The organism is Pseudomonas sp. MD195_PC81_125 (assembly GCF_014060985.1).
Taxonomy (GTDB): Bacteria; Pseudomonadota; Gammaproteobacteria; order Pseudomonadales; family Pseudomonadaceae; genus Aquipseudomonas; species Aquipseudomonas parakoreensis.
This window is the reverse complement of sequence record NZ_JABULD010000043.1, coordinates 1-12,187: the sequence shown is the minus strand read 5'-3', so window position 1 is coordinate 12,187 and position 12,187 is coordinate 1. Positions and strand designations below refer to the sequence as shown.

The following is a 12,187-nucleotide window of genomic DNA, read 5'->3' as shown; positions in this document are numbered from 1 at the left end:
AGGAGCAAGTCGTTCAGTGGTTACTTGGGATAACCCGCGCGCTTCATCTCGCGTTCGGTTGTTTGCTGCGCGGCGGCCAAGGCTTGATCCACCGTGGTCTGGCCGATCAGCGCCGCCGAGAACAGCTTGCCGACCTGGGTGCCCACGCCCTGGAATTCAGGAATGGTCACCAGTTGAATGCCGATGTACGGCACCGGTTTCAGCGTCGGTTTGCTCGGATCTGCCGCTTTCAACGATTCCAGCGTGACCTTGGCGAACGGCGCCGCGCTCATGTAAGCATCGCTGTAGGTCGAGGCGCGGGTGCCCGGCGGCACGTTGGCGATGCCGTCGGTCTTGGCCACCAGCTCGCCGTATTCCTTGGAGGTCGCCCAGGCACTGAAGGCCTTGGCGGCGTCCTTGGCCTTGGAGCTGGTCGGAATCGCCAGTGCCCACGAGTACAACCATGCCGAGCCCTTGTCGGTGATCTGATGCGGGGCGAAGGTGAAGCCGACGTGATCGGCGACCTTGCTCTGGGTCTTGTCGGTGACGAACGAACCGGCGACAGACGCATCCACCCACATCGCGCACTTGCCACTGTTGAACAGCGCGAGGTTCTCGTTGAAACCGTTGCTGGAAGCGCCCGGCGGGCCGGATTTCTTCATGGTGTCGACGTAGAAGTTCAGCGCGTTTTTCCACTCCGGGCCATTGAATTCCGGCTGCCATTTCTCATCGAACCAGCGCGCGCCGTAGGCATTGGCGACGGTGGTGATCAGCGCCATGTTCTCGCCCCAGCCGGCCTTGCCGCGCAAGCAGATGCCGTATTGCTCTTTGTCCTTGTTGGTGAGTTTTTCGGCGAAGCGGCGATCTGTTCCCAGGTCGGACGCTCGGGCATGGTCAGACCGGCGTCCTTGAACAGGTCGGTGCGGTAATAGGTGATCGAGCTTTCGGCGTAGAACGGCAAAGCGTACAGCGAGCCCTTGACCGAGAGCCCTTCGCGCACTGACGGGAACACATCGTCGAGGGCGTAACTGGCCGGCAGGTCCTTCATCGGTTCCAGCCAGCCTTTGGCGCCCCAGAGTGCGGCTTCGTACATGCCAATGGTCAACACATCGAACTGCCCGCCCTGGGTGGCGATGTCGGTGGTCAGGCGTTGGCGCAACACGTTTTCTTCCAGCACCACCCAATTGAGCTTGATCTCCGGATGCTCGGCCTCGAAGGTTTTCGAGAGTTTTTGCATGCGGATCATGTCGCTGTTGTTGACGGTGGCGATGGTCAGGGTCTGGGCGCCAAGGCTGACGCTGCTGAGGGTCATGCAAGTGAGGGCAAGCAGAGCTTTTGCAGTGGGTTGCATCGTGCACTCCTTTTCTGCGTCCGTTGGGAAGCAGAAGGACAGTTATTGTTTTTGTGTCTTCCTGTGCAGGAAGAATGTGTGCTGATTACAGCCCTCAATCGACAGGCTGACAAATCATCCATCGCACTTGAACCGATACTTTTTTGCACTGGCAAAAAAGATCGCAGCTTGCGACAGCTCCTACAGTGATCGGTGTAGGAGCTGCCGCAGGCTGCGATCTTTTGATGTGGCTATCAAGCGTGATTCTGTTCGGTCAGGCGCTGCACCGCGAGGCGTCGATAGTGTGAAGGCGTCATGCCCTTGAGTTGCTGGAAGCGCCGATTGAAGTTGGAAATATTGTTGAACCCCGACTCGAAACACACCTCGGTCACTGGCTTGTCGCCGTCGGCCAGTAGTTCGCAGGATTTGCTGATGCGCAGGCGATTGACGAACTCGATGAAGTTGCGCCCGGTGGCCTGTTTGAATACGCGACTGAAGTAGGTCGGCTTCATGCCCAGATGCTCGGCGACTTCTTCCAGCGTCAGCTCCCGGGCGTAATGGTCGAAGATGAAATCGACGGCGCGGTTGGTGCGGTCGATGTTGTGCTCGTCGGCCAGTTGCGTGTTGGTGGCGCCAGACAGCAACTGATAGTCGTCTGTCGCCGCCAGCAACTCCATCAGAATGAAAAAATGCCCCAGACGAGTGATCCCGCGTGTATCGGCAATTCGCTGCATCAGCGTCATGGCCTGGCGGATCGTGTCTTTGTCACGAAACTCGATGCCGTATTGCGCGCGCTCCAGCAGCGGCGCCAGGGTCTTGAGTTCGGCAAACACCTGGTGCCCGCTGTCGAACAACTCATCGGTGAAGTTCACCAGCATATCGCGCTTTTCCACCACTTCGTCTTCGGCCACCTGGCTGATCCAGTTGTGCGGCAGATTGGGCCCGGTGAGGAACAGCGTTTGCGGATAAAAGTTACCGATGTAGTCGCCGATGAAGACCTTGCCGGAACTGGCGACGATCAGGTGCAGTTCGTATTCCTTGTGAAAGTGCCAGCGCACTAACGGGCAGGGAAAACCATGCTGACGGTAGATGATGGACAACCCGTTATGATCGTCCATCAGCTCGTAGGAGGGATCAGTGATTCTGGTAGCCCGAGTCATGTCCGATACGTTCTGTTGTTATGTCCGGATGCTCATCATGCACGCGCGTCACGGACAGTTCCAGCACCTCAACCCCGGGCCTTGACCAGACCTTTGGCATGGTTGATCTGCTGGCAATATTCCGCCAGCCGCGTGGCACCGACGAAATCGGCATTGATAATGCTGCACTTTGGCGCCCAGCCCGAGTCCGGGCCAAACCATTGATTGAGTTCGTGGGTGATCCGCTTTACGCCGGCCAGTTCGCCATAGCTGGTGGCCGATAACGACCAGAGGCTGCCGGACGGCGGCGGATTGGCCAGTGTTCGTGTGATGTGTTGCTTGAGTTGCTCGGCAGAGGTGATATCTGAACCGCTCCACTCATGACGGATTTTCGGCCAGTACAGGGGCGACCTGAAGTCGGGGTGCGAGTCGCTTGCCAGCACCACTCGTTGTACCGGACTGATCCTTTTAAGTTGTTCAATGGTCAGCTGGCTGTTGTTTCTGGGAATAAGCCGCGAAGCCAGTTCCGTGCTGATGACTTCATGCAAGCCCTTGTAATCGAATAGTTGATTATTGATGCCCTTGAGTTCATGTATGTCCAATACGATGAACTCGTTCGGGTTATCACTGAGGAAGACGTTGAGACTTTTGACAAGTTCGCTCAAGGCACGTCCACGGAACAGTTTCAAGCCATGAAACGTATGGAACTTCTTGATGCCCAGCCAGTGTTCATCGGCATGCAGGCGCACGTCGAAAGCGCGAACGCCTTCGTTAAGTTGCTGAATGAACGGGCCATCCTGGCAGACAAACCAGTTTTTCGCCGGCTGCAGATACGCCGGGTACGAAAAGTCGTAATCCAGCCCGGCGTTATGGGCTCCGGGCCAGACCACTTCGCCCAGGGTCAGTTGGTCGATACCGGGTGCGGACGCCATCCAGTTTTTTAAAGGGTAGTTGCTCATGGTGCATTCCGTTGCAGATAAAGTTTTATTCCGACCAGTCGCATTGTTTGGTCAGTTCGGAAGTTATTCTTTGATGCAAGCGGAAAAAAGTACAAGTCAGCACTCTTTGCAAAGTGTTGGTGCTGCGCTTTCTCAGTTTTGGTTTTATCAACTTTTCTGGTTTTTGGCTTCGATCCACTGCGCCATGTATTGGGTACTTTTGTGCAAGTGGTGACGCAACATGCTGCCAGTAAAGTTGGCGCGCCGTAATGCTGACAAGTTATCGCGGCAATAGTGCAAGCGAGCGATCAGCGCCGGGCCGTGATCAGTCTGCCGATAACGCGCGTTCAACAACGCGACGCCGGCCTGTTGTGCGGCGGTCCAGCGCTGTTGGTCTTCGTGCAGGGCGACCGCGGCATCGGCCAGGGCCTGGGCCGACAGGGCTACTTCACCCGGCCATGACAGCGCACCGCACATGCCTTCGGCACCGATGGGCGTGGTGACATTGGGTGTACCGCAGAGCATCGCATCGACGAGCTTGCCCTTGATTCCCGCACCAAAACGCAAAGGCGCCAGGCAAACCCGGGCTTGCGACATCACTTGCAGCGCATCTTCTGCCCAGTTCATCACATGAAACCCCTGCGCCGCGTTGTGCAGGGCTGTGGCTTTGGGCGGCGTATAGGCACCGTAGATATGCAGTTGAGCGCCGGGCAATTGCTGGCGGATCAGCGGCCAGACGGCGGTCTTCATCCACAGCACGGCGTCCCAGTTGGGCGCGTGACGGAAGTTGCCAATACTCAGAAAGTGCGCGCGCTCTTCAAAGGGAATGAACGAACCGCGCGGGGGTTCGAGCATCAGCGGGCACCAGTGCAGCAGCTCGCCAGGGACTTGAAACTGTTCGACCAGCAACTGGATTTCCACTTCGGAAATCATCAGATTCAGATCGCAGCGGTACAACGCGGCGATTTCCCGTTTGGCCAGATCGGTATCGGCCATCAACTCGAACTCTTCGCGCAGCGCCGGCGCGAACAGTGCGCTGAAGTCCTGGTTGTCCGGATCGTCTTTCAAGCGTTCCTTGAGCCGATGGTGGCGGGCGTGGCGCAGGCTCTGCAGGTCGGAAGTCTCCAGCACCCGCAAGGCATCCGGGCATTGCTTCTCGACGCGCCAGCCGAATTGCTCTTCCATCATGAACTGGTCGAACAGCACGATATCCGGCGCCAGTTCACGGATGAAAACATCGAAGCTGCTGTTGTTGAGTTCGATCGGCACTTCGCGGATGCCCAGTGCCGTCAGATCAGCCTTGTGCTCGCCCGGGCCGGCCGGGCTGCTGAAGGTGATGTCCCAGCCTTGCTGCAGGAACGTCTCGAGGATCTGCATCACATGCCCGCTGGCTGCAGAAGAGCGCGGTTCGGGCCAGACGTAACCGATGACCAGAACTTTGGTGGCGGGGGATGCAGTCATTGACAGGTGTTCCTTGCAGGCAGGCGGCTAAAAATGGCGCGCAATTAGACCACATCTACAGCCGCTGCCGGATCAAGGCCAATCACTGGCCCAGGATGCCCTTGACCTTGTCACGCAATTGATCGATGGAGAACGGTTTGCCGATCACGTGCATGCCGGCAGGTACGTCGATGTTTTCGGCGTAACCGCTGGCGAACAGGACGGGCAGGGTGGCGCGGAGTTCACGTGCCTTGCCGGCCAGTTCACTGCCTGTCATGCCCGGCAGGCCGTAATCGGTCATCATCAAGTCGATACCCTTGCTCTGATCCCCGAGAATATTCAGCGCAGACTCACCGTCGTCCGCCTCCAGCACCCTGAACTCCAGTTCCTCCAGCACATCGACGATGAGCATGCGTACGATGTCGTCGTCTTCTACTACAAGGATGGTGGGCGCTGGGGTGGACATATGGGTGCTCTCAAAAAAAGGAAATCGGAATGGCGACCGGTCGAAAATGCCGGGCTCTTGCATGAGTAAGTGGCGCATGGCCACAAGTTCCCGATTCAACGGAAAAAAGATTAGCTGCTCTTCGCGGCGCAAGGATAACGGTTGGTGCTCGGTAAGCGCAGGAAAATGTAGGAAATTGCTGCCAAAGCAGTCAGAAAAATGGATCCATACGACCGTTTTGGGGCAAACTCCCGGGTTTCGACAGTTCGACAAGGCCGCCCCATGCCCACTCCGTCTTCGATTGATGAAACACGGTTTCGCAAACTCCTGACGCGCAACATCGGATTGCCGCTGGGCGTTGGCGCACTCAGCGCCGTGTTCTTTGTATCCCTGATTACTTATCTGCTGTCGGTGATCCAGTGGGTGGAGCACACCGATCGCGTCATCAATAACGCCAACGAAGCGGTGAAACTCACGGTTGATCTGGAAACCGGCATGCGCGGCTTCCTGCTCAGCGGTGACGAGCATTTCCTCGACCCGTACGAGACCGCCAAGCCGCGGATCAATGTGGCCCTCAACACCTTGCTCGAACTGACCGCCGACAACCCGGTGCAGACCGATCGTCTGCGTCGTTTGCAGGCGTTGCAAATCGAGTGGGCCAACTACGCACAATCGATGATCGATCTGCAGCGCACCAGCGGTGATTACCGGGGTGCGGTCAAGGCCGGGCGCGGCAAGCGCTTGACCGACGAGATCCGCAAGCAATTCGAAGACGTGATCGACATGGAGCAGCAGTTGCGCACCACGCGCAACGAAGAGGTGCGCCGCACCACAATCTGGAGCATCACCCTGTACCTGCTGTTTATCGCCGGGATCAGCGGTTTGCTGGCGTATGTCGGTCGCCGTGATCTGGTTCGTCTGTCTGACAGCTACAGCGCCACTCTCGCCGCGCAACAGGCCAGCGCCGAGCGGCTGGAACGCCAGGCATGGATGCGCAGCGGCCAGACCGAGCTGGCGGAGCAGGTGCTGGGGCAACTGACGCTGAACCTGCTGGGGCGCAATATTCTGCAGTTCTGCGCGCAATACCTCGGCACGGCGGTGGCGGCGCTGTACGTGCGTGAAGAACACGGCGGCCTCAAGCGCGTCGCGTCCTACGGGTTCTCCCGCGAGCAGGAAGAAAAGGATCAGCAGATCTACAGCGGCGAAGGCATCGTCGGCCAGGTGGCCCAGCAGGGGCAACTGATTCGTCTGGATTCGGTCCCGGCCGACTACTTCAAGGTCAGCTCCGGCCTGGGCGCGGGCCTGCCGCGCAGTGTGCTGGTGGTGCCGACCAGTGATGACGACCGGGTCAACGGCGTGATCGAGTTGGGCTTCCTGCGTCCACTCACCGACCGCGATATCGATTTGCTGGAGCTGATTGCCGGCAACATCGGCACCTCGATCGAAGCGGCGCGTTATCGCCAGCGTCTGCAGGAAGTGCTGGCCGAAACCCAGCAGCTCAACGAAGAGTTGCAGGTGCAGCAGGAAGAGCTGAAAACCGCCAACGAAGAGCTCGAAGAACAGTCGCGGATTCTCAAGGAATCCCAGGCGCATCTGGAAACCCAGCAAGTCGAGCTGGAACAGACCAACGAGCAGTTGGCCGAACAGGCGCAAACCCTGGCCGAGCAGCGCGACGCCATGGACCAGAAGAACACCGAACTCAATCAGGCTCAGGTGCAGCTTGAAGAGCGCGCCGAGGAGCTGCAGCGCTCGAGCAAGTACAAGTCCGAATTCCTCGCCAACATGTCCCACGAACTGCGCACGCCGCTGAACAGTTCGCTGATCCTCGCCAAGCTGCTGGCCGAGAATCCGCAGGACAACCTGACGGCCGAGCAGGTCAAGTTCGCCGAGTCGATCTATTCCGCCGGCAACGATCTGCTGAACCTGATCAACGACATTCTCGACATTTCCAAGGTCGAGGCTGGCAAGCTGGAAGTGATCCCGGAAAACACCAGTGTCGCGCGGCTGGCCGACGGCCTGCGCAGCGTGTTCGAGCCGCTGGCGGCGGACAAGCAATTGACCTTCAGCGTCGAGTTGCAGCCGGATGCGCCGATCATGCTGTACACCGACCGCCAGCGCCTGGAGCAGGTGATCAAGAACCTGCTGTCCAACGCCGTGAAGTTCACCGAGCACGGCGCGGTCAGCCTGACCATCGCCGGCCAGCCAGACGAGCGCATTGCCTTCATCGTGCGCGATTCGGGGATCGGTATCGCCGCGGATCAGCAGGAAAGCATCTTCGAAGCGTTCCGCCAGGCTGACGGCACCACCAACCGCAAGTACGGTGGCACTGGCCTTGGTCTGTCGATTTCGCGGGATCTGGCGGCCTTGCTCGGCGGCTCGATCAGCGTCAGCAGCGCGCCGGGGCAGGGCAGTGTGTTCACCCTGGTGTTGCCACAGCAATACAGCGAGCCGGGCGACACACCGTCCGCGCCGTTGTCCTTTACGCCGCCGCCAGTATCGAGCCCGGCCCCGGTGGCGCCGCCGTCGATTGCGCTGTCGCCCATGGCCCCGGTGCACATCCCGCGCTTTGCCGACGACCGTGGCAAGGCACCGTTCGCCACGCGCTGCATTCTGGTGGTGGAGGACGAGCCGAATTTCGCCCACATTCTTTACGATCTGGCCCACGAACTGGGTTACCAGTGCCTGGTGGCTCACGGTGCCGACGAAGGTTACGACCTGGCTCGCGAATTCGTACCGGATGCGATCCTGCTCGACATGCGTCTGCCGGACCATTCCGGGCTGACCGTGCTGCAACGCCTGAAAGAACATGCCGGAACCCGGCACATCCCGGTGCATGTGATCTCGGTCGAGGACCGCGTTGAAGCGGCGATGCACATGGGCGCGATCGGTTATGCGGTCAAGCCGACCACCCGTGAAGAGCTCAAGGACGTGTTCGCCCGTCTCGAAGCCAAGCTGACCCAGAAAGTCAAACGCGTGCTGCTGGTCGAAGATGACGATCTGCAGCGCGAAAGCATTGCCCGCCTGATCGGTGACGATGACATCGAGATCACGGCCGTCGGTCTGGCGCAGGATGCGCTGGAGAAACTGCGTACCACGATCTACGACTGCATGGTGATCGACCTGAAGTTGCCGGACATGCTCGGCAACGATCTGCTCAAGCGCATGTCCACCGAGGACATCTGCTCGTTCCCGCCAGTAATCGTCTACACCGGGCGCAATCTGACCCGCGATGAAGAAGCCGAGCTGCGCAAGTATTCGCGTTCGATCATCATCAAGGGCGCGCGCTCGCCGGAACGCCTGCTGGATGAGGTCACACTCTTTCTGCACAAAGTCGAATCGCAGTTGTCCCATGAACGGCAGAAGATGCTCAAGACCGCCCGCAGCCGCGACAAGGTCTTCGAAGGCCGCAAGGTGTTGCTGGTGGACGACGACGTACGCAACATCTTCGCCTTGACCAGTGCGCTGGAACACAAAGGTGCAGTCGTGGTGATCGGCCGTAATGGTCGCGAAGCGATTGATAAGTTGAATGAAGTCGAGGACATCGATCTGGTGCTGATGGACGTGATGATGCCGGAGATGGATGGCTTTGAAGCCACCATTGAAATCCGCAAGGATCCGCGCTGGCGCAAACTGCCGATCATTGCGGTGACGGCCAAGGCCATGAAAGATGATCAGGAGCGCTGCCTGCAGGCGGGCGCCAACGATTACCTGGCCAAGCCCATCGACCTGGATCGCCTGTTCTCGTTGATTCGCGTGTGGTTACCGAAGATGGAACGCATTTAGTGGACAGCAGTCACTCCGTGGAGCGCAACAGCGAAATCGAATTACGCTTGTTGATTGAGGCGATCTACCTCAAGTACAGCTACGATTTTCGTGATTACTCGGGCGCTTCGATCAAGCGCCGGGTGCAGCACGCCTTGAGCCAGTTCGAGTGCGCGACGATCTCGGCGTTGCAGGAGAAAGTGCTGCACGATCCGACTGCGTTCATGCAGCTGCTGCAATTGCTGACGATCCCGGTCAGCGAGATGTTTCGCGATCCGTCGCACTTTCTGGCGATCCGCCAGGAAGTGGTGCCGCTGCTGCGGACCTATCCGTCGCTGAAGATCTGGATCGCCGGGTGCAGCACCGGTGAGGAGGTCTATTCGATGGCGATTCTGCTGCGCGAGGAAGGCCTGCTCGAGCGTACGATCATCTACGCCACCGACATCAACCCGCGCTCGCTGGACAAGGCCAAGCAGGGGATTTTCTCGATGGAGAACGTGCGCGCCTACACCGCCAATTATCAGCAGGCCGGCGGCCAGCGCTCCTTCGCCGATTACTATACCGCCGCCTACGGCTATGCGATTTTCGACAAGAGCCTGTGTGAGAACGTGACGTTTGCCGACCACAGCCTGGCAACCGACAGTGTGTTCTCCGAAACTCAATTGATTTCCTGCCGCAACGTACTGATTTACTTCAACAAGAAACTTCAGGACCGTGCCTTCGGTCTGTTTCATGAATCGCTGTGCCACCGAGGCTTTCTGGTGCTGGGCAGCAAGGAAACGCTGGATTTTTCCGGCTACTCGAATCAGTTCGAGCCGCTGGTCAAACAAGAACGGATCTACCGCAAATTATGAACGATGCCTTGGATTTGCCTCGTGTCGAGGCCATCGTGGTCGGCGCTTCGGCTGGTGGGGTCGAGGCCCTGCTGACCCTGCTCGCGCCGCTGCGCCAAGGCTATGTGCTGCCAATCATTGTCGTGTTGCACCTGCCGGAAGAGCGCCGCAGCCAGTTGGCCGAAGTCTTCGCCCGACGGTTGATGCTGCCGGTGGAAGAGGCGACCGACAAACAGGACATCGCTCCCGGTACGGTTTACTTCGCGACACCCGGTTACCACCTGTCGGTTGAGCAGGATCGCAGTCTGTCGCTGAGTCTTGAAGACCGCGTGCACCATTCCCGGCCAGCCATTGATTACCTGTTTGAATCCGCCGCTGATGCTTACGGCGCAACCCTGGCTGCCGTGTTGCTGACCGGTGCCAATCACGATGGTGCTCGCGGTCTGGCGCAAGTCAAACGGCGCGGCGGACTGACCATTGTTCAAGACCCGCAGGACGCGCAGGTCGCCACCATGCCTCTGGCTGCGCTGAAGATTCAGCAGCCTGACCATGTCCTACCCATTCACGGCATCGGCCGTCTGCTTGTCGAGCTGGAACGAATCGCATGCTGAGTAATATCCAGGCCAAATTGCTGATCGTCGACGATCTGCCGGAGAACCTGCTGGCCCTCGAAGCGCTGATCAAGCGCGAGGACCGCACGGTGTACAAGGCGCTGTCGGCGGACGAAGCACTTTCGCTGCTGCTGCAACACGAGTTCGCCATGGCCATCCTCGATGTACAGATGCCGGGCATGAACGGCTTTGAACTCGCCGAGTTGATGCGCGGCACCGAGAAAACCAAAAACATCCCGATCATTTTCGTCAGCGCCGCCGGCCGCGAACTCAATTACGCGTTCAAGGGCTACGAGAGCGGGGCGGTGGACTTCCTGCACAAGCCGCTGGACATTCACGCGGTGAAGAGCAAGGTCAACGTGTTCGTCGACCTGTACCGCCAGAGCAAGGCCATGAAGCAACAGGTCGAAGCCCTGGAGCAGGCGCGCCGCGAGCAGGAAGCGCTGCTGCAACAGCTGCAGAGCACTCAGTTGGAACTGGAGCAGGCGGTGCGTATGCGCGATGACTTCATGTCAATCGTCGCCCACGAAGTCCGCACGCCGCTCAATGGCCTGATACTCGAAACCCAATTGCGCAAGATGCACCTGGCCCGGGACAACGCTGCGGCGTTCACCCTCGACAAGATGCACGCGATGGTCGATCGCGACGAGCGCCAGATCAAAAGCCTGATCCGTCTGATCGAAGACATGCTCGACGTCTCGCGGATTCGTACCGGCAAGTTGTCGATCCGTCCGGAGCGTTTCGATCTGGTGCAACTGGTGAGCAACCTGCTGCAGAATTTCGCCCAGCAGATAGAAGCCGCCGAGACCGAAGTGTCGTTCACTGCGTCCGGGCCGGTGGAAGGTTATTGGGACGAGTTCCGCATCGAGCAAGTGGTCTCCAACCTGCTGACCAATGCTCTGCGTTACGGAGGTCGCAGCCCGATCCAGGTGCGGGTGTACCGTGAAGGTGATGAGGCGCGGGTCGAAGTTCAGGACCGCGGCATCGGCATCAGTGAAGAGAATCAGAAGCGTATTTTTCAACAGTTCGAACGGGTTTCCGCCAAGACGGTAGTGGCTGGTCTCGGGCTGGGTCTGTTCATTTCCGAGCAGATCGTCGCCGCCCATGGCGGTTCCATCGTCGTCGAGAGTCAAATCAACGAAGGCGCCCTGTTTCGCGTTTGTCTGCCAATCCAGGAAAACGGCATATCCGACGCAACCTCTGAGTGACCGCACGGTCGTATCAGCAGCTATTGACCGAACAAAGGCTTCCCATGAGCGTAGATGCACAAGATGTAGTACTCGTCGTCGAGGACGAACCGGTTATCTTGATGGTGCTGACAGACTATCTGTCGGGGCAGGGTTACCGCGTGTTGCAGGCCGAAAACGGCGAGCAGGCGTTCGAGATTCTCGCGAGCAAACCGCATCTGGACATGCTGATCACTGACTTCCGCCTGCCGGGCGGGATCTCCGGCGTGCAGATCGCCGAGCCGGCAGTCAAGCTGCGTCCGGACCTGAAAGTGATCTTCATCAGCGGCTACCCGCAGGAAATCCGCGAGACCGGCAGCCCGATCACCAGCAAGGCGCCGATCCTGGAAAAACCGTTCGATCTGGACGTGTTGCAGGAAAAGATTCAGGAATTGCTGGCCTGATCAAAAACACTGAAATGCCCCTGTAGGAGCTGCCGCAGGSTGCGATCTTTTGATCTTKKTTTTTTAAATCAAAAAAATCG

Annotated in this window: 9 protein-coding genes and 1 pseudogene; 5 read left to right on the top strand and 5 right to left on the bottom strand. The window is 58.8% G+C overall.

Annotated features, from left to right (window positions below; translation table 11 throughout):
- Nucleotides 1-20 precede the first annotated feature (20 nt).
- The 5 genes and pseudogenes from HT737_RS02420 to HT737_RS02400 form a co-directional block, all read right to left on the bottom strand.
- Nucleotides 21-1,330 (bottom strand): annotated as a pseudogene (locus HT737_RS02420) (sugar ABC transporter substrate-binding protein).
- Between the two features lie 233 nt (nt 1,331-1,563).
- The gene (locus HT737_RS02415; RefSeq protein WP_041064319.1) at nt 1,564-2,469 is read right to left on the bottom strand and encodes an AraC family transcriptional regulator; all 906 of its coding nucleotides are present in this window, start codon (nt 2,467-2,469) and stop codon (nt 1,564-1,566) included.
- 68 nt (nt 2,470-2,537) lie between these two features.
- Nucleotides 2,538-3,407 carry a phospholipase gene (locus HT737_RS02410; protein ID WP_182401294.1) on the bottom strand — a complete coding sequence of 290 codons (870 nt, stop codon included), beginning with the start codon at nt 3,405-3,407 and terminating at the stop codon, nt 2,538-2,540.
- A gap of 147 nt (nt 3,408-3,554) precedes the next feature.
- The gene (locus HT737_RS02405; RefSeq protein ID WP_182401292.1) at nt 3,555-4,847 is read right to left on the bottom strand and encodes a glycosyltransferase; all 1,293 of its coding nucleotides are present in this window, start codon (nt 4,845-4,847) and stop codon (nt 3,555-3,557) included.
- A gap of 82 nt (nt 4,848-4,929) precedes the next feature.
- A complete protein-coding gene (locus HT737_RS02400) occupies nt 4,930-5,292 on the bottom strand; it encodes a response regulator (protein WP_047294609.1) in 363 nt (120 codons plus the stop codon).
- 261 nt (nt 5,293-5,553) lie between these two features.
- On the opposite strand from HT737_RS02400, the gene HT737_RS02395 reads away from it, so the two are divergent.
- From HT737_RS02395 to HT737_RS02375, 5 genes are read left to right on the top strand one after another with little or no spacing between them, the layout of a single operon-like run.
- Nucleotides 5,554-9,054: a response regulator gene (locus HT737_RS02395; protein ID WP_182401290.1), complete on the top strand. Its 3,501-nt coding sequence runs from the start codon at nt 5,554-5,556 to the stop codon at nt 9,052-9,054.
- On the top strand, nt 9,054-9,887 hold the full coding sequence (locus HT737_RS02390) for a protein-glutamate O-methyltransferase CheR (RefSeq protein ID WP_041064296.1): 834 nt from the start codon (nt 9,054-9,056) through the stop codon (nt 9,885-9,887). Before HT737_RS02395 ends, HT737_RS02390 begins: the two co-directional genes overlap by 1 nt.
- Nucleotides 9,884-10,477, top strand: a complete 594-nt coding sequence (locus HT737_RS02385) for a chemotaxis protein CheB (RefSeq protein ID WP_047294607.1) — start codon at nt 9,884-9,886, stop codon at nt 10,475-10,477. The genes HT737_RS02390 and HT737_RS02385 overlap by 4 nt, the downstream gene beginning before the upstream one ends.
- Nucleotides 10,471-11,685, top strand: coding sequence for a hybrid sensor histidine kinase/response regulator (locus HT737_RS02380; protein ID WP_041064291.1), 1,215 nt, complete (start codon nt 10,471-10,473; stop codon nt 11,683-11,685). The genes HT737_RS02385 and HT737_RS02380 overlap by 7 nt, the downstream gene beginning before the upstream one ends.
- A 44-nt stretch (nt 11,686-11,729) precedes the next feature.
- Nucleotides 11,730-12,107 carry a response regulator gene (locus HT737_RS02375; RefSeq protein WP_016774860.1) on the top strand — a complete coding sequence of 126 codons (378 nt, stop codon included), beginning with the start codon at nt 11,730-11,732 and terminating at the stop codon, nt 12,105-12,107.
- The last annotated feature ends 80 nt before the right edge of the window (nt 12,108-12,187 follow it).